Source organism: Vibrio sp. QJM3NY_26, from assembly GCF_057786005.1.
Window position 1 is genome coordinate 1,642,079 of sequence record NZ_CM173515.1, and the last position, 18,239, is coordinate 1,660,317.

The 18,239-nt window shown below is 43.9% G+C and carries 17 protein-coding genes and 1 pseudogene; 12 read left to right on the plus strand and 6 right to left on the minus strand.

Annotation, left to right across the window (positions count from 1 at the left end; translation table 11 throughout):
• The 3 genes from AC3CH4_RS07360 (at position 1) to AC3CH4_RS07370 (ending at position 5,084) form a co-directional block, all read left to right on the plus strand.
• A complete protein-coding gene (locus tag AC3CH4_RS07360) occupies positions 1-3,723 on the plus strand; it encodes an AAA family ATPase (protein ID WP_488543566.1) in 3,723 nt (1,240 codons plus the stop codon).
• A gap of 239 nt (positions 3,724-3,962) precedes the next feature.
• Complete coding sequence (locus AC3CH4_RS07365; RefSeq protein ID WP_017078065.1) at positions 3,963-4,106, plus strand: DUF2256 domain-containing protein; 144 nt, start codon at positions 3,963-3,965, stop codon at positions 4,104-4,106.
• Between the two features lie 93 nt (positions 4,107-4,199).
• The gene (locus tag AC3CH4_RS07370; RefSeq protein WP_029221996.1) at positions 4,200-5,084 is read left to right on the plus strand and encodes a PA4780 family RIO1-like protein kinase; all 885 of its coding nucleotides are present in this window, start codon (positions 4,200-4,202) and stop codon (positions 5,082-5,084) included.
• 148 nt (positions 5,085-5,232) lie between these two features.
• On the opposite strand, the gene AC3CH4_RS07375 is transcribed toward AC3CH4_RS07370, so the two are convergent.
• The 4 genes from AC3CH4_RS07375 to AC3CH4_RS07390 all read right to left on the minus strand — a co-directional run bounded on the left by AC3CH4_RS07375 (position 5,233) and on the right by AC3CH4_RS07390 (position 9,614).
• Entirely contained in the window at positions 5,233-5,973 is a 741-nt protein-coding gene (locus AC3CH4_RS07375) for an SDR family oxidoreductase (RefSeq protein WP_171313102.1), read from the minus strand.
• Complete coding sequence (locus tag AC3CH4_RS07380) at positions 5,973-7,532, minus strand: cryptochrome/photolyase family protein (protein ID WP_488543567.1); 1,560 nt, start codon at positions 7,530-7,532, stop codon at positions 5,973-5,975. Before AC3CH4_RS07380 ends, AC3CH4_RS07375 begins: the two co-directional genes overlap by 1 nt.
• Positions 7,529-8,917 (minus strand): DASH family cryptochrome, encoded by a 1,389-nt coding sequence (locus tag AC3CH4_RS07385; RefSeq protein WP_146454539.1) that lies wholly within the window; start codon positions 8,915-8,917, stop codon positions 7,529-7,531. Before AC3CH4_RS07385 ends, AC3CH4_RS07380 begins: the two co-directional genes overlap by 4 nt.
• Positions 8,918-9,191: 274 nt before the next feature.
• Positions 9,192-9,614: a universal stress protein gene (locus AC3CH4_RS07390; RefSeq protein ID WP_054546383.1), complete on the minus strand. Its 423-nt coding sequence runs from the start codon at positions 9,612-9,614 to the stop codon at positions 9,192-9,194.
• A 243-nt stretch (positions 9,615-9,857) separates the two neighbouring features.
• Between AC3CH4_RS07390 and AC3CH4_RS07395 the strand changes: the two genes are divergently transcribed.
• The 4 genes from AC3CH4_RS07395 (at position 9,858) to AC3CH4_RS07410 (ending at position 12,143) form a co-directional block, all read left to right on the plus strand.
• Positions 9,858-10,988, plus strand: coding sequence for a PcfJ domain-containing protein (locus AC3CH4_RS07395; RefSeq protein WP_171313100.1), 1,131 nt, complete (start codon positions 9,858-9,860; stop codon positions 10,986-10,988).
• Between the two features lie 24 nt (positions 10,989-11,012).
• Positions 11,013-11,147 carry a hypothetical protein gene (locus AC3CH4_RS07400; protein ID WP_009846853.1) on the plus strand — a complete coding sequence of 45 codons (135 nt, stop codon included), beginning with the start codon at positions 11,013-11,015 and terminating at the stop codon, positions 11,145-11,147.
• A 66-nt stretch (positions 11,148-11,213) separates the two neighbouring features.
• The gene (locus tag AC3CH4_RS07405) at positions 11,214-11,648 is read left to right on the plus strand and encodes a GNAT family N-acetyltransferase (RefSeq protein ID WP_146454536.1); all 435 of its coding nucleotides are present in this window, start codon (positions 11,214-11,216) and stop codon (positions 11,646-11,648) included.
• 240 nt (positions 11,649-11,888) lie between these two features.
• Positions 11,889-12,143 carry a DUF3297 family protein gene (locus AC3CH4_RS07410; protein WP_004733911.1) on the plus strand — a complete coding sequence of 85 codons (255 nt, stop codon included), beginning with the start codon at positions 11,889-11,891 and terminating at the stop codon, positions 12,141-12,143.
• Positions 12,144-12,290: 147 nt separating this feature from the next.
• On the opposite strand, the gene AC3CH4_RS07415 is transcribed toward AC3CH4_RS07410, so the two are convergent.
• Both AC3CH4_RS07415 and AC3CH4_RS07420 read right to left on the minus strand, forming a co-directional pair.
• Positions 12,291-12,791, minus strand: a complete 501-nt coding sequence (locus tag AC3CH4_RS07415) for a hypothetical protein (protein ID WP_146454534.1) — start codon at positions 12,789-12,791, stop codon at positions 12,291-12,293.
• A gap of 178 nt (positions 12,792-12,969) precedes the next feature.
• The gene (locus tag AC3CH4_RS07420) at positions 12,970-13,686 is read right to left on the minus strand and encodes a membrane lipoprotein lipid attachment site-containing protein (protein ID WP_473575286.1); all 717 of its coding nucleotides are present in this window, start codon (positions 13,684-13,686) and stop codon (positions 12,970-12,972) included.
• Positions 13,687-14,244: 558 nt separating this feature from the next.
• Here AC3CH4_RS07420 and glpT point away from each other — a divergent pair.
• The 5 genes and pseudogenes from glpT to AC3CH4_RS07445 all read left to right on the plus strand — a co-directional run bounded on the left by glpT (position 14,245) and on the right by AC3CH4_RS07445 (position 18,228).
• Positions 14,245-15,618: a glycerol-3-phosphate transporter gene (gene glpT / locus AC3CH4_RS07425; RefSeq protein WP_017083570.1), complete on the plus strand. Its 1,374-nt coding sequence runs from the start codon at positions 14,245-14,247 to the stop codon at positions 15,616-15,618.
• A 78-nt stretch (positions 15,619-15,696) separates the two neighbouring features.
• Positions 15,697-16,752, plus strand: coding sequence for a glycerophosphodiester phosphodiesterase (gene glpQ / locus AC3CH4_RS07430; protein WP_171308211.1), 1,056 nt, complete (start codon positions 15,697-15,699; stop codon positions 16,750-16,752).
• Positions 16,753-17,013: 261 nt separating this feature from the next.
• Complete coding sequence (locus AC3CH4_RS07435; RefSeq protein WP_171308212.1) at positions 17,014-17,478, plus strand: ASCH domain-containing protein; 465 nt, start codon at positions 17,014-17,016, stop codon at positions 17,476-17,478.
• 75 nt (positions 17,479-17,553) lie between these two features.
• Positions 17,554-17,688, plus strand: a pseudogene (locus AC3CH4_RS07440) (D-2-hydroxyacid dehydrogenase family protein); the annotation flags it as partial.
• A gap of 39 nt (positions 17,689-17,727) precedes the next feature.
• Positions 17,728-18,228 (plus strand): GNAT family N-acetyltransferase, encoded by a 501-nt coding sequence (locus AC3CH4_RS07445; RefSeq protein WP_171308213.1) that lies wholly within the window; start codon positions 17,728-17,730, stop codon positions 18,226-18,228.
• Positions 18,229-18,239 lie beyond the last annotated feature (11 nt).

The following is an 18,239-nucleotide window of genomic DNA, read 5'->3' on the forward strand; positions in this document are numbered from 1 at the left end:
ATGAAGATTTTAAGCCTAGAATTTGAAAACCTGAACTCTTTGAAAGGGCGTTGGAAGCTCGATTTTACCCAATCACCGTTTGCAGAAAATGGTCTGTTCGCGATTACTGGCCCGACAGGGGCAGGTAAAACCACCATTCTTGATGCGATTTGTTTGGCACTGTTCCACCGCACGCCACGTTTGAAAAGTATCGCTAAAGGCAACAATGAATTAATGACACGTGGTACAGGTGAGTGTTTCGCTGAGCTGGAATTTGAAGTGCAGGGCAAAACGTACCGCTCTAACTTCCATCAAAAGCGAGCGCGTGGAAAGCACGATGGCGCATTACAAACGCCAACGTGTGAATTTGCCGATGCTGACACCGACAAAGTCTTAGAAACCATGCTGACCAAGAAGACCAAGTTGGTCGAGCAGGTAACAGGTCTCGATTTCTCTCGTTTCACCAAATCCATCATGTTGTCTCAGGGTGAGTTTGCGGCATTCCTTAATGCCAATGCGAACGACCGCGCAGAGCTACTTGAAGAGCTGACGGGAACAGAAGTCTATAGCCTGATTTCTGAGCGCATCTACGATCATTTCAAGTCTAGTGAAGAGTCGCTTAATCACCTGAAAGCAAAAGCTGAGGGTGTGAGTTTACTGTCTGAAGAGCAGATTCAAGAGCTGACCAAAGAACATGACCATCTAGAGTCTGAACAGAAACGTTTGGCTGAACAACTGACTGAATGGAACGCGCATTTAGGCTGGTGGAAAGATGTCGGTAAAGCCGAACAGGTGATTACGGCAAGCAAGCATGACTTAAAAACGGCGCAAGAAAGCCTTGTTGAAAACCAACCATCGTTAGATCGTTTAGCGAATAGCGAGCCTGCTGAAAAACTGCGGCCGCTTCATAAAGATTTAGAGCGTTGCGGCCAAGACGTTGTGACGACTCAAGCAAACCTTGAAAGCAGTACCAAGCGATTAGCTGAGCGAGATGCAGAAAAAAACGCGGCACAACAGAGCGTTAATAACCATATCAAGTTGGTTGAGGTCGCTAAACAAGAACAGCAAGATCAAGATAAGATCATTGAGCAGGTTCGACCGTTAGATAACCAAATTGCGATGTTGAAAGACAAGCAAGTAGCGGGTTCTAAAACGGTAAATACGCTTAATCAACAACAGGTTGAGAAAAGTCAGCTACAAGTCTCTTTGAATCAAACTGTTGAATCCATTAAGCAGCAAGAAAAGATCTCTGCACAATATTTAGCGGCTAACCAAGCTGATAGCCTGCTTGAAAAGTATCTGGGTCAATGGCAAATCAAGGTCACTCAGGTTCGAGATCTTGAACGTCAACAAACTGAACTTTTAAATAGTGTTCAAGCTTCACAGCGCACGCTGGCCACTCAGCAAGCAGCGTTACAAGCAGCTAAAGACTCCAAATTGGCACAAGACAAAGCACTCACAGAGCTAGTCTCTGCAGAGAACCAAGCTAAACAGCGATGGGACGCTTTGCAGCAACAAGCTAATGAACATACCCTTAACGCACAAAAAGAGGTGCTTGAGCTCTGGAGTCGTAATACCAATACTCTGGCGGATATTAATCGTGGCTTTGTTCAGGCGACTCAGCGCATAACATCCAAATCTGTCGAATTGCAGACCAATACTCAACTTAGTGAAAAGCTCACAAAAGAGCGCGAAGTGCTGGTGGAGCGTTATCAGAACAATAAGACATCGTTAGAGCGTTTAGCTCGCCTAATTGATCAAGAGGGTGAATTAGCGAAGTATCGCGCTGCGTTGAAGCCAGATTCAGAATGCCCACTGTGTGGTTCAACAGAGCATACTGTTGAGCAATCTCAGGATATCGCTGATCTCGTGGCACAAAAAGAGCGAGAAGAGCAAGAGTTAGCCGTTATTCAGAAAGACGGCACAGAACACCGTCAACAATTGGATTCATTGGTGCCTATCATCAATGGCCTCAATGAAGAGATTCAGCGTGCTCAAGCAGACATCGAACAAGCCAAAGTGAATTGGGCAAACATTGTTGCCAAGCTAGAGCAAAGCAATACAACTTTAGCGACTCAAAATTGCCCACTCAATATCTATCTGCCAAATGTAGAAGGGTTAGGTAATAGCGATGTTGTGCAGTCGTTCGTTGATGCTTGTGAGCAGCAGCTTAACAACACGATCGTACTCCTGCGCAATATGGCTGATGCAAAAAATGCCTACCTTGATGCAGAGAAGCAGCGCGCAGCAACCGCGATGATTGTTGAGAAGGCTCAATCTAATCTAGAACTCGCAGAACAGCGACTTGCGGATCTTTCTACACAAACGAACACATTGAGTGATCAAGCTGCTAAATGCGCACAAGCGAAAGAATTTGAGTGGCAAGGGCTAAGAGAAAGCATTATTCAAACATCGATTGAAGCGCCTGAGTTAGCGCATATCGATGCTTGGTTTGCTCAAAGGCTTGAAGCTTCTAATGCGTGGCTCACCACAAAACAGCAGCATGATAGGTTAGATAAGCAGTTGATTAGCCAACACGCTGAGCTGAAAGCACTTGATGACAAGTTAGAAGCCTTAGCGAAAGACATCACGATGGCGAATCAAGAGGTTGAGTCACTGTCGAAAGAGCTGGAGACTGTTACCGAATCTAGAACGCAGCTGTTTGGTACACAAGATATTCAAATCGCAACTAACATCATGAAACAAAAAGTGATGGATACCGTCAGCGCACACGATGCCGCTCAAACCGCGTTTAACCGTTGTGAACTCGACCACCGAACAGAACAGACTAAGCACACTAGTTACAGTGATGAGTTAGTGTCGAAACAGACAGCACTGACTGAAGTGACATCGCTTTGGACTCAAACATTAGCGACAAGTCCATTTGCTACCGAAGATGAGTTTGAGTCGGCACTGTTGGATGAATCCGTGACAGCGCAACTGCAAAGCCTAAAGAAAACGCTGGAAGAGGCGATGGTTAGTGCTCAAGCTCGTTTGAATTCAGCCAACGCGAATTTAGTCGAACTTAAAGGTCATGACAAAGCGGAAGTTTGGCAACAACTTCCACAACAAGAAGTAGAACAAGCCGTGACTGACTGCTCCAATGCGCAGCAAAGTCATGCTACGCAAATTGGTGCGATTTCTGCGAACTTGGAAACGGATCGTCAGAACCGCAGTAATCAGCAAGACTTGTTCAAACAGATCGAAGTACAACAACTTGAGTTTGATGACATCTCACGTCTTAATTCGTTGATTGGATCCAGAAATGGCGACAAGTTCCGTAAGTTTGCCCAAGGTTTAACACTAGAGAATTTGGTGTACCTTGCGAACAAGCAGCTGCAGCGTTTGCATGGTCGTTACGAGCTAAAACGTAAAGCCGATGATGGTTTAGAACTGCAAGTGCTCGACACATGGCAGGGCGATGTGATGCGTGATACCAAGACTTTGTCCGGCGGCGAAAGCTTTTTGGTGAGCTTAGCGTTGGCATTAGCGCTTTCTGATCTTGTGAGCTACAAAACAAGTATTGATTCTTTGTTCTTGGATGAAGGTTTCGGCACGTTGGATAGCGACACTTTAGACATTGCGCTAAACGCGCTCGATAACTTGAATGCATCAGGCAAGATGATTGGCGTCATTAGTCACGTTGAAGCATTGAAAGAGCGAGTGCCTGTTCAGCTTAAAGTAACAAAACACTCCGGCTTAGGTGTGAGTGAGATGGAGAAGCAGTACAAGGTTGTTGCTTAGCTTCTAGCCATATTCATTAGCGCAGAAATAGAGGTAGAGCTAGACCAAGCAGATCCCCGACTCAGTCGTTCCTCCTTCTCGAGGATGACGGAGTCGCGGTCGTCATCAATCACTCCGCAGTCACGTTCTGCAGTAAAGAATGATTAGAGTAACTGCCGCTATTCCCTAAAGTGAGGAACGAGCGTAATAGGGAATCTCTAGTAAACGCAGGGAGTGGACTCATCAAAAAGGATACGGCCATGCACAAGAAGCCCCATTTACCAACTAAGACATGTCCTATTTGCCAAAAGCCTTTCTCATGGCGTAAAAAGTGGCAGCGCTGTTGGGATGACGTGATCTACTGTTCTGAACGTTGTCGTCGTCATAAGCCAACTTTGGCGTAATTTCTGTTCGTTTTTAGAACACGTTAATAGTTTCGTCATTCATTTCTTAAGTTAATATTTCTATCTGTAAGACAACTAATGTATAAAGGCGGCATGAAGATACCTAAAAGAATACAGCCCTTAGTTGACGATGGTTTAGTCGACGAGGTGACAAGCCAATTAATGAGTGGCAAAGAAGCATCAGTGTACATAGTGCGCTGCGGCGATACGATCCGTTGTGCCAAGGTATATAAGGAAATAAGCCAGCGCAGCTTTAAAAAAGCAACGGCGTATCGTGAAGGACGAAAAGTCCGAAACAGTCGCCGTGCCAGAGCGATGGAAAAAGGCTCTGGCTTTGGTCGTGAGCAACAAGAAAAGGTTTGGCAAAGTGCTGAAGTGGATGCCTTATATAAACTGGCAGAAGCGGGCGTTCGTGTACCTGTCCCTTATGGCTGTTTTGATGGCGTGCTGCTTATGGAGCTAGTCACTGATGATGACGGTTATGTTGCTCCGAGATTGAACGATGTTGTAATGCCGCCAGAACAAGCGATCGAAGATCATGCGGTGATGATGACTTACGTGGTTAAAATGCTTTGCGTTGGTTTGATCCATGGTGACTTGTCTGAGTTTAACGTATTGGTTGATGAATACGGCCCTGTGATTATCGATCTACCACAAGCGGTTGATGCTTCGGCGAACAACAACGCTGAGTGGATGTTGGCTCGTGACATCAATAATATCCGTGACTACTACGCTCAGTTTGCCCCTGAATTGGCGAAAACCGAGTATGCCAAGGAAATGTGGGCTTTATACGAGAAAGGCGACTTAAAGCCAGACAGCAAACTGACGGGCGAGTTTACGGAAACTGACGATTTGGCTGATATCGAAGCTATTATGCAAGAGATAGACGCTGCGCGAATTGAAGAACAACACCGACGCGAGCGTGTTAAAGAAGAAAAAGAAGGTGTAGACGACAGCAAGTTCAATTGGGCTGAGTAATCGTGATTATCGTTTTTGATCTTTCGTTAAATGTCAGCCATAACGCCTTAAAAAACTGAGGCGCTCTTTCAAAAAAATAACCCAATAGAGCCTCAACTCTGTTGGGTTATTTTTTTTAGCACTCATAAAAGACGGCCACTGGTATTAACTACCACTTTAACTGCTCACCATCGTAAGCGTAGAAGTGCCCACTTTTATCCGGCGTGGCAGTGCGAATAATATCGACCAAGTGATGGGCGACATAGCTCGACTCAAACAACTTACCCTCAGGGACATTGGTCTGAAAAGGCTTAGATAAAGCCGTGTCTGTTGTGCCCGGGTGCAGAGCCAACACGGTGCCTTTCTTTATGGTGCGTTGCCATTCAATCGACATGGTTTTGATAAACATATTGAGCGCCGCTTTCGATGAACGATAGCTATACCAACCTCCTAATCGGTTGTCTGAAATACTGCCTACCTTTGCGGAAACTACAGCAAACTTTGGATTGTCGCTCGTTCTAAGAACAGGTGTGAAGTGCTTTGCCAGTAATAAGCTGGGTAGGGTATTCACCGAAATGTTTTTCAGGAAAAACTCAGGGTCGATAGAAGACAAATTTTTCTCAGGGCCGAGTCCTGGTGTGTGAAGCATACCCACGCAGTTTATCAACCAGTCCAATTTTTCAAACTGTCTGCTGAGTTGCTCGATATCAGCCTCGTTGGTTGCATCGACTTTGTGCCAGTTTAAACGACTGTTTTCTAGTTCTGGCTGTTGAGAGTGGTAAGTCGCGTCGACATGTACATCAAGAAAATCAAACCGAGACAGCTCAGACAATAGGTGTTTAACCACGGCGAAACCGATACCGCCACTCCCACCAATGACCAATATGTGTAATCTGAGTTGTTCCACCATTATAAGTTCTCCAAGTTAGTCAGTCGTTGTTCTGCGGTGTCGAGTATCGCTTGTTGGTCTTGCTCATCCATATTGTCCCAAGAGCGATAAAGCATCCCCATTCGAGGGTTGCGATTTAAGGCCTCGCGATGTTTGTTCATGAAGCGCCAGTACAAGCTGTTGAATGGACAAGAACTCTCGCCACTGCGCTCTTTAATTTGGTAATGACAGCCTTTGCAGTAATCACTCATGCGATTAATGTAAGAACCGCTGGCAGAGTATGGTTTGGTTCCGACGATCCCGCCATCGGCAAAAAGTGCCATACCTCGCGTATTCGGCATTTCGACCCACTCAATCGCGTCGACGTATATACCAAGGTACCAACTGTCTACTTGCTCCGGAGCAATGCCCGTAATTAAGCAGAAGTTACCGGTGATCATAAGCCTTTGAATGTGGTGCGCATAAGCAAACTCGAGGGATTGATCAATCGCGTGCTTCATGCAATTCATCTTGGTTTGCCCATCCCAAAAGTAATGAGGCAACTGATGGTCTGCTGCGTAGTGGTTTTTGTTTGCGTAAGCAGGCATGTTCGCCCAATAAACACCGCGTATGTATTCTCTCCAACCTAGAATTTGGCGTACGAACCCTTCGACTTGTGCAATATCGATAGTGGGTGCGTTTAGCTTAGAGGAAGCCTGATAAGCCGACAGTGCCGCATCAATCACTTCTTGGGGGCTTAGCAGTTTGCTGTTTAACGAAAAGGAGAGGCGGCTGTGATACAAACTCCATTTTGAATCGTGCTCGGTCGTCATTGCATCTTGAAACTGACCAAACAGTGGTAAACAGACTTGGCAGAAGTGAGCGAGTAGAGACAGACTTTGCGCTCGGTTGACTGGCCATAACAACTGATCGCCAACTTCACCAATGGTTTGAACTTGATGACATTCGATGCGTTTTAAAATCGCAGAAATGTCGTTGGCAAACATTAATGGTTGCGGCAAGTTCTCGATGTCTTGCTTCTTTAGCTTCTTACGATTGTTTGCATCGTAATTCCATTTTCCGCCAACCGGTTTACCATCGTCGAGCAGGATGTCGAAACGCTTTCTCATTCGACGATAGAAGTGTTCCATCATGATGTGTTTGTCTTTAGGAAACTGGGTTTCAATCTCGTCAAACGGAAACAGGAAATGCTCGGAATCGCTACAGCCTTTTGCTACTCCAGTTAACTTCAGCTTTGCCAATTGTTGGAGAAGTCGATATTCATCTGGCCTTTGATATTCGAATTTCTCTGTATCGAATTCGTGCACGTAGTGTTGCAACAGAGCATCGAGATTTTCAAATTGCGTTGTGTCATCCAGAGTTAGGTGGAGTACCTGGTGACCTTGTTGTTTGAGCTCGTCTGCAAAGTAGCCCATCGCAGAGAAAAAACAGGCCACCTTTTGGATGTGCGATACAACGTAGTCAGTCTCTTGCTTAAGTTCGGCAATGATATAAATGACGTCGTCATCAACCTGTTGAAACCAAGAGTGCTGGATATTGAGTTGGTCGCCTAAGACAAGGCGCACGGTTTTGAAGTTCATAATACATCCTGATTGTTAGTTAAGACAGGTTCTTTGCTGCTCGCATTCCACTTGTTGATAAACGCATGGTCTGGATCGTACATATCCGTTTGCTTACCCAAATCAAAATGTCGTGATTTAGGTTTGGTTTTAGGTTTAGGTTGCTTAGCATCATTTTGCTTATTGGCTTGGGTGTTTACCTGAGAGTTCAGGGCTCCGACTATATATGCCCAATTACCCCAGTTTGATGCCACGTCATAGTCGATAAGTTGGCTCTCAAAATAGGCTGCGCCGTGTCGCCAATCGATCCCTAGTTCGTAGATCAAACAGCTGGCCGTTAACTGTCTTCCTCGGTTAGACATGTAGCCTGTTTCATTAAGCTGACGCATACATGCATCGACAATCGGATAGTTGGTATTGCCACTCTTCCATTTGGCGAAATTCAGGTTCGACGTCGCTGAGGAGTTTGAAGAGTGGAGTTCATGGTTTGAGGTTTCACCGAACAACGAGGAGCCCAGTGACAAACACTTCCAATAGAAATATTCGCGCCACAACAACTCAAAGTAGATCCAATAGGTTGAATCGTTACTGCCATGTTCGGTTTCGAACTGTTTCAAATGGCGATAAATCGTTTTAGGCGAAACGCAACCGAGCGCTAACCACGGCGAGAACTTGGTTGAGTTTTCGATGCCGTCAAATGCGTTTCGAGTCTGCTTGTAGTTAAGGGCGTAATCATGTGAAAAGTAGTTTTCTAAATGCGTTAGCCCTGCGCCTTCGCCACCCAAATAATCGTTGGTTACTCCGATTTCATCATTTGCTGAACTAAATAGTGGGATTGTCGCTATTGGTGTCACTGCTGGTGGGAGGTTTGCAATAACCGTCTCATCGCCATTAACGTCCAAGTGTTCGACTAGCTTTCTAAATTTGGTAAACGAGCTTGGGACTTTTGATAATTCAAATGGTAGCTCATGTGAGTCAAACAAGGTCGAGTTATGTGGTAAACACATTACTAAGTTAGGGGACTGTCTTTGTATTGACCGAATCAATTGTCGCTCGTCGTAGCCGCAATGTGCGTTAGCGAAAAAGTGAGTGACGTGTTGAGTAGCGATGATTTGGCTGAGTGTTTGCTCAGCAGAGCCTGGCTCTATATGGTTACTGTGAATTACGACAAGTTGCTGCCCAAGCTTCACTAAATTTGATTCTAGATTAGCTATCGATTGTGAAATAAAAGCCTGGCGATGTGCGCCATAACTTTGCTCTTGCGCTAAATCAGCAGAGAAATGAACTAAAGTGGGTTCGACAATCACGCAAACGAGTTTATCGACGCTCTGCGCGGCGTAATGGAGCAATTGATTGTCGTTGATTCTTAAGTCGTTCGTAAAAAGATAGAGACCAATCTTTTTCATTGCTTGCACTCGTGATTTGTTAGTTATTAGACGGTTACGAGTGGATGAGCAAACAAGATCACAAATGATTACGCCGAATGGGTAATGGTTGAATTTGGGGAAAGAAGAGGATTGAGGAGGGAATAGAAGCCAACCAATAATACCGATAGAGGTTGGCTCATCAAGTCTGGCTTTATAAGTCTAAACAGCTATTTTTTAAGAGCGACAGTTTTTAGGAGCAGACAGTCCATAGAAACTCTAGTCCATAGAAGCAGTCAGTCTTTAGGAACGAGCTCTAGTCCATAGGAACGACGAGTATGTCGACGGGAGAAGAGTCTATCAATTGCTTCGAGTGCGAGATGATCTTATGCCAAAAATCATGATGGTGACCACAGAGCATCAGGTCAATGTTGTGCGCTTTTACGGTGTCTTTGAGCTTGTCATTCAAATCACCCGTACCCACAAAGATGTGCTGAACCGGCTGTTTAGCGTAAGCCTCAAACTCTCTTAGTTGTTTTATGGCATCTTCATTGACAGGTAGGTCATTCTCATTTTCTTGAATATCAACGAGTTCTGGGTAGATTTCTCCGTGAGTACCGTCGATATAAACAAATGAAAGTTCCGTTTCTAGTTTGTTCGCGAAGAAGGTTGCTCTATCAATGAGTATTTTTGAGTCATCAGACATTTCAAGTGCGACCAGAATATGTCGGTATTCCATAATTAAAGCCTCTTGTTATTAGTGATGTTACAAGCATAGTTTCTCTCTAAGTAAATGATATCGAAGAGGTCTCATATTGCGTAAAATCATCATTCAAAGATCTTCTAAGTACTCTCGTATTTATATCGCTTTGATTGATAAGAAATTTACAAAAGGTTGTTATAGTGACTTGAGTCCGAGCTTTAGTCTTTTTGCCATTAGATAAGTTCGACAGTCCAACGCGCCATTAACGAAGAGGCATCAATGACAGCATTACTTACCATTCCCACTCGCACATTAGGCTTTGACTACGATATTGAGATCAGTGATTGGTCACAAAAGCTCGTGGGCTTTCATGTGTTTGAAGATGGTAGACGCCCGCTCGATGGTGGTATTGGTTTAAGCCTCAACCTCGTTGAACAGTTTGATGTAAATGGTCGTTGGTTAGATTCGTTGCCTGCTCGTTATCGTGAAATCACCGATGATTTTCCAGAGTATCAATATCAAATGCTTTGGTTAGCTGCAAACACTTATGAGGCAGCTCAACTGCTTGAATTAAGGCCGGTTATCTTGGCGTTAATCTGCATGAAACACAGTGTTGATAATAAGAAAGCGTTGGAACTGAGTCGTTTAGGGCAAAAGAAGATCTTAGCTAAACTCGGCTTAGACGGTAGTAAAGCGACCCTAAAATTCATCGATAAGCTAGAGCTTCATTACAACGTCGGTGATGAGCTCGACCACATTGTGCGAATTCTCGAACCGCTGCAAAGACGTGTTCTTAAATTCAAGCATTACTCCAAAGTTGGTTACACAGCATTACGTTTGGATCAGGTTCATCCATTTCTAACCGGCAGTCGATTGGGCATTGCGATGGTGGAAGAGGGCAGGCTTAATGCGCCTTCAAAAATGGCAATGTTCCAAGATGCGATATTGTTAGGACTAGATTTGGAGATGGATGATCCATTACGCGCCATTACCAGCCAGAACTCATTTGCGATGTTCGAACAACTTCACGATAGATGGACAGAGCAACGTCAACTGCGTCGTTTAGAAGGTAACCGCCCAATGGATAAAGACATTCCTTACCCGGTTCCTTTGCTAGGTAACGACAATATTCATCCGCTTACTGATTACTACGACCTTGAAAAAGAAGGCATGGAGCAAAAACACTGCATTGGTGTTTATCACAATCGAATCATGAGCGATCGCTATGTGGTATTCCGCATGTTCAAACCTCAGCGTTTAACCATAGGTCTACGTCGTGTACCGAGCAAAGCGTTTCCGTTTGAGATTGACCAAATTTGCGGGAAACGAAATGCACCGCCATCCGAGTCTGCTCGCCAAGTTATTCATGATTGGTTAGAAGCGAGTAAGCAAAAGTATCCGAAGCAATAGCTGTGAAGTAGAAGGAATAACAGGATGTTTCAACAAGGCGATTTATGCCCGCATTGTGGTTTGATTATTGTCATGCCAACAGATTTGCAAGCCGAATGCTTAGGGTGTGGCGAAGAGATCAATCAAGACCCTGCAGACGATTACGACGAAGAAGAGTAACTTTATCTACACTGATATAAACCAAGGCTAGGATGGCCGTATTAGCCCTTCAAAGGATGGGAAGACATGCAGAAAGTAATCTTTAGAAATTGCGATGAGAGTTCGCCATATTGGAGTGATTTAGAGCTCTTGTTTCAAAGTGAATGGTCGGATTTTAAGTTTAAAGATACCTATAAAGACTGCGTACAACTCCCTCCAGTAATAATAGTGCTTCGCGATAATGTGGTCATTGGTGGCTTGGCATATTCCCATTTTCAGGAACCTCATCAAGTAAGAGATGTGGTTTGGGTCAATGCTGTTTATGTTGATGCTCAATGGCGAGGCCAAGGTATTGCAAGTGAATTGATTAATCGTGGTGTAAAACAGGTTTCTTCTACAGTACAAACTCAACTGTACGTGTACACCAATGTAATGGAACTCTACCAAGGGTTAGGTTGGTCAGTCGTCGATATCGACTCAGAAGCAAACCATAAAGTGATGAGTATAGAGCTTATTCGATAAGCTCAGAGCAAAGCCGACTATTAGGTTATCTACCTATCGAGTATTGAACCTATCTCTTTATCAATAACGTATAATCCTGTTAAATTTTCGTTTGAAATGATACCTATATCGCCTTTAAATCAAACAACTCGCTGTTGATTAAAACGATCACTACGATTTATTGCAGCAGTTGTTGAGCACAAAGCCTATATTGACTAGAATGGCGCACTTTTTTTATTTACGTACATACAGGTAATGAACATGAGCGATACTAATTCAAAACCAGCTTTACCAGATCATCTAGCAGGTAACCCACGCAGCCCACACCACGTGGCTGAGTGTTTCGAATACCCAATCGGTATTCGTCTAAATGGTAAAGAGCGTACTGATGTTGAAGAATACTGCATCAGCGAAGGTTGGGTTAAGATCCCTTCTCCAAAAGCGCTAGACCGCCGTGGTCAGCCAATGCTTATTACTCTAAAAGGCTCTGTAGAAGCTTTTTACATCGAAGAATAATCGCTTTGTGTGACGCGCTAATACTTCGTGTAGTTAGCAAATGTTTTGTCTAATTAGCCAACATAAAGTCACTAAGAGTTATTACTTGAAAGGGTCTAGAGAAATCTAGGCCCTTTTTGTTTGCTAAATCTATTAGGCTTATTACTTTTACCAGGCGATACCAGCACCAATTGAGAATTCCAAGTCTTCACCTTCTGCTTTATCGAATCCTGCTGTCACTACAAAGCCACTGTCCATAATATAGGTGGCATCTAAGCCTCCCACCTGTTTGGTTGAGCTGTCAGAGAACTCGCGGCTATCAAAAGTTACGTCTGTATGTGTTCGCTTAATCCCGTAACCGGGAGTGATGTACAAGTTTTCGGTGATTCCAATAGGGGCGTGAAACTGATATTCGTTGTCACGTTGTTTGTATTCGTACGATTCTTCGTCTTCGTTATAAGCCGAACGAGTAAACTCAATACCATAACCTATGCTACCCGGGCCGCGATATTTTATGTAAGAAGCAGACCAATCACGCCAACCACGTTCAGCCGATAGACCAAATGTAATCGCGGTTTCCTCTTGGTTTTGTTCATAGGCTTGTGCGTTAGACATAGTGAACAACAAGACAGCGGCTAATGTCAGAATGGGAAGCTTTTTGATGGTCATTGGATCTCTCGCTTATGTATACAAAATATCGGCGAATTCAAAGTATTGAACGCCAGTAGATTAGTAACCTAGTCCGGATCTTCCTTGAGCTTTTTGTTAGTGTTTTCTTCGTAGATGTTTTGAACGGCATCCTCTTAGGTTTGAGGATGCCTATTTGTTATGAGAATGGGGGTAATCGTTATTTTAAAGTCCGTAGCTTATTGACCTGCATCTTTGCACGAACTTTGGTAACTTCTGCCTGAGAAGGCAAGTTGTCTTTAACCTTATTTTTAATATCCGCAACTGGGATAAAGTTCCACTGGCCGTCGTGATATTTGACCACAAATGTCTCGCGCTCTATTTCTTCACGGAACACCCAAACCCCATCGTCTAGGCGTTTAAAGTCGCCAACTACATTTCCGCTAGTGTCTCTAACTGTCCAAAAGGTATGTTCAGTATCAAGATAAGATTCCTTCTCACCTGAGATCATCTTGTCACCAGACCTGATTGTCACATAATCTTCACGAACGATGATTTCACCGACAGGCTTGTCATCTACGTAGATGCTGTATAGCGTTTCTTCATCATTAGAACGTTGTTTAACGGCGCTTATATGAGCATCACCGTTGTCTTTATTAAAGAAAGGAATGTCTCCCAACTCAGGAATATGAACAAAACCTAAATCTGCTTGAGCTATTCTGTCTTTTAACGTTGGGGCATCGGCACCATAACCAGGGTCGGATTCAGGGTTCTCATAACCGCCATCGTTATCTGAATCATCTAGTCCAAAACCTGGATCGATATTTTCGAAACCATAATCACCATCAAATTGAGGTTGTGCTGGTTCTGAACCACCGCCAGATGAACAACCTGCTAAAACAGCTGTAAGAACGAGTGCGATAAGTGATTTGTTCATGATATTTCCTATCATTTGTTGAATTCGTAAGATGCTCACTGACTAACCTCACTACAAGGTGACGGGTATACACCTTGTGTATAGACATTGCTGCATCGCTTGAGACATACAATAAACAATCGGGTCAGGTCGATAAATAAACGAAAAGAAATACAATACATCACGATCTGCTATGTGTTATTTGTGCTAAGCATTGCGCAAGCTTATATTCTGACTCATTCACTATGCATGCTCTATATGTACCAATCTATTGATCTGATAACTACCACACTGAAGTTCCGAACATTCTGTTAAGTGAAATTGATAATAAATTGCTCACTCGAAAGTGTGATTTATATACAAATGCCTTCCTCGAATAAGAAATCAAAAACAAAAATATGAAGCGTAGTCTAATTAAATGAAACTAAAGTGCTGTATTTAAGGTTATTTTTTGTTAATGGCTATCTCTATCACAGAAAATAATCCTGAAGCACATACAATTCCCAGGCTTTCGAATGAGCGCTACACTTTTTTCGTTCGAGCATTTTATTTCTATCGCCCAATACACATGAGGTTCCTATGTTTGGAATATTCAAACCTATGGCGCATATCGATCGCTTATCTACCGATAAGATCGATAGCACCTACACACGATTACGATGGCAGCTTTTTCTCGGCATCTTTGTTGGCTATGCGGGTTATTACTTAGTTCGCAAAAACTTCAGTTTGGCGATGCCATACCTGATTGAGCAAGGGTACAGTCGAGGAGAGTTAGGGATTGCTTTAGCCGCAGTATCCATCGCTTACGGTTTATCTAAGTTTTTAATGGGAAGCGTTTCTGATCGTTCAAATCCCCGTTATTTCCTAAGCGGTGGCTTGTTAATGTCTGCACTGGTGATGTTTTGCTTCGGCTTCATGCCATGGGCAACAGGCAGTATCACTGCAATGTTTATTCTATTGTTCTTGAATGGTTGGTTCCAAGGAATGGGCTGGCCAGCTTGTGGACGAACCATGGTTCACTGGTGGTCACGCAAAGAGCGTGGTGAGATCGTATCGGTATGGAACGTTGCTCACAACGTGGGTGGCGGTTTGATTGGTCCAATGTTCTTATTGGGTCTTTGGGCTTTTAACGATGATTGGCGAACCGCTTTCTATGTTCCTGCATTTTTTGCCACTCTCGTTGCTATCTTTGTTTGGTTCACGGTAAGAGATACACCTCAATCTTGTGGCTTACCACCGATTGAAGAACACAAAGACGATTACCCAGACGACTACGATACGTCTCATGAGAAAGAAATGACGGCGAAAGAGATCTTCTTTAAGTACGTTTTCTCTAACAAGTTATTGTGGTCAATCGCGATTGCCAATGCGTTTGTTTATCTTATCCGCTATGGCGTACTCGATTGGGCTCCAGTTTACTTAAAAGAAGCAAAAGACTTCTCTGTAGATAAATCGTCTTGGGCTTACTTCCTGTATGAGTGGGCAGGTATTCCTGGCACATTATTGTGTGGTTGGATTTCAGATAAGTTGTTCAAAGGTCGACGCGCTCCAGCAGGGATCCTGTTTATGGTTCTCGTAACTGTCGCAGTGTTGGTGTACTGGTTGAACCCAGCGGGTAACCCAACGGTTGATATGTTGGCACTGATTGCGATTGGCTTCCTTATTTATGGTCCAGTAATGCTAATCGGCTTGTATGCACTTGAACTTGCACCAAAGAAAGCGGCGGGAACAGCAGCTGGCTTAACCGGTTTGTTTGGTTACCTAGGCGGGGCTGTTGCTGCCAATGCGGTGCTTGGTTTCATGGTTGACCATTACGGTTGGGATGGCGGCTTCATGATTTTGGTCGGAGCTTGTGTTGCTTCAATAATTTGTCTGCTTTACGCCTTCCTCGGTGAGCGTGCACACCATAAACAAAAAGATCTCGAACGAGAGAAAGAAGCACTAACTCAGTAGTTTATTAGCTGAACCACACCATACTAATAACAACAGAGGCAGGTATATCCTGCTTCTGTTTTATCAAGGGAAACAATAATGAAAACAACGTCACTGTCTCTGACTTTATTAGCACTTAGCTTATCTGCAAATGCGTTCGCTGATCCTTTAGTGATTGCACATCGTGGTGCTTCTGGTTATTTGCCCGAGCACACATTACCGGCTAAAGCACTCGCTTACGCAATGAAACCCGACTACATCGAACAAGACGTCGTGATGACCAAAGATGACCAACTGGTGGTATTGCATGATCACTATTTAGATCGCGTGACTGATGTTGCTGACCGCTTTCCAACACGCGCTCGTGCAGATGGCCGTTACTATGCGATTGATTTTACGCTTGCCGAGATCAAATCATTAAAAGTGACTGAAGGCTTTAACCTAGATGACCAAGGTAATCGAGTGGCTGGGTTCCCAGCACGCTTCCCAATGTGGCAGTCTGATTTTCGTGTTGCCACATTTGCAGAAGAAATTGAATTGATCCAAGGTCTAAACAAGACGCTCGGTTATGACGTTGGCATTTATCCTGAGATTAAAGCACCTTGGTTTCATCGTCACGAAGGAAAAGACATCTCTAAAGCGGTGCTTGCCACCTTGCAACAATATGGGTATCTATCGAAAGACGACAAGGTGTACTTGCAGTGTTTCGACGCCAATGAACTTCAACGCATCAATGATGAACTTATGCCAGCGATGGAAATGGATCTTAAGCTCGTTCAGTTGATGGCTTATACAGATTGGAATGAAACCATGACGTACCAAGGTGACAAAGCAACGCCGTACAGTTATGACTGGATGTTTGAGAAGGGCGGAATGGCAAAAATCGCTAGCTATGCTGATGGCATTGGCCCATGGAAACCTATGCTGGTGGACGATGCATCGACCAAAGATAACATCATTATTAAGCCATTGATGAAGTCAGCAAAAGACGCGGGCTTAGACGTTCACCCGTACACGTTCCGTGCCGATCCTGGAAGAATCCCAGCTTATGCTGATAACTTTGATGGCATGTTGGATGTCTTTTACAACCAAGTCAAAGTCGATGGTGTGTTTACCGACTTCCCGGACAAAGCGGTCGACTTCTTAAAACGTTAATTTCCTGCTCAGTTACGAGGTACTAGTAACGAGATACGAAGAGCTAAAAGCACAGCCTAAAGGCGCTTTTAGCTCTTTTTACTTTTTGGCTCTTCTTGTACTGGCCTCGAAATCCAACCTATATTCTTCTTTCTCAGTCCACATTTTGATATTCACTCGGTTTACAGCAATAACCTGACTTGATAGGTTACTCCCGATGCAGCCAGATGCTTAATCTATAAGTATTTATCGGCTCAACCTAATATTGAATTTGGAAAAATCATGGAAGAAAGAAGTAAAGCTTATCTTGATAGCTACCTCAACACATTGCCAGCAGACGTTGCCTCGCAATACACCTCCTTTAGTGCTGATTATTACTGCGCCGACGAGTACAACGCCAACCTCTGCGCGCAGTTGATTTTAAAAGGTGAAAAACAGGCGTCCTGCGGCCTTGAGCACTGGTATACCCATGAAGGCGAGACGAGACCCATAGTTGGTCACTTGCAAGTCGTCACCGATTGGGATGGTGAGCCCGTCTGTATTGTTGAGATCACGTCGGTGTCTTCGTGCAAATACAACGAAGTGAGTGCGGAGTTTGCTGCTGCAGAAGGCGAGGGTGACAAAACACTAGAATGGTGGAGAAAAGCTCACTGGAACTTCTTCTCTCGTGAATGTGAAGAACTCAAGATCTCACCAAGTGAAGACATGTTACTTATGTTAGAGCGTTTCAAAGTGGTTTATCAGTAATACAGTAACCGTGAGTGTTTTGTTGAATCGTAAGTCTTGGCACTTTAGGTATCTTTGACTAAAACAAGATAACTAGACATCGAACCGCTATTGTCCTTAGCAAACGTCACTGCGACTCGACATTTGGACTATGTTGAACAAAATAGCTACGAACTCTACTTCGATATCGCTTTCGACAACATTCTGTCCTATCAAAGAGATGGCATGTAGCGATAGAATCTGCCCAAAGCAATAAAAAGGTAGAGAAGTATGAGCTTAACAATCAGAGAAGTAACAGTAGAAGATGCACAAGGCATTATTGATGTCTTGAATCCAATCATTATCGAAGCGCGTTATACGATCTTGGATCAGACTTTTACTGTTGATGAAGAAAAGGCATTCATTGAGTCGTTTCCAGAACGTGGTGTATTTAGCGTTGCAGTCAACGAGATGACAAGTCAGCTGCTTGGTTTTCAGAATGTAGAACCATTTGCTACTTACACTAAGGCCTTTGACCATGTTGGTATTATTGGTACTTATGTGGATGCAAATAGCCGTGGGCAGGGTGTTGCAAAACAGTTGTTTGATTACACATTCAAAGCAGCCAAAGCCAAAGGTTATGAAAAGCTTTTCGCCTATGTAAGAGCAGACAACGAGCGCGCGTTAGCGGTATACCTTAAGCAAGGTTTTGAAATAGTCGGAACGGCTAAGAAACACGGTAAGATCGGCGACCAGTACTTTGATGAGATCCTTATTGAGAAGTTTTTATAGGCTCGTTTAAA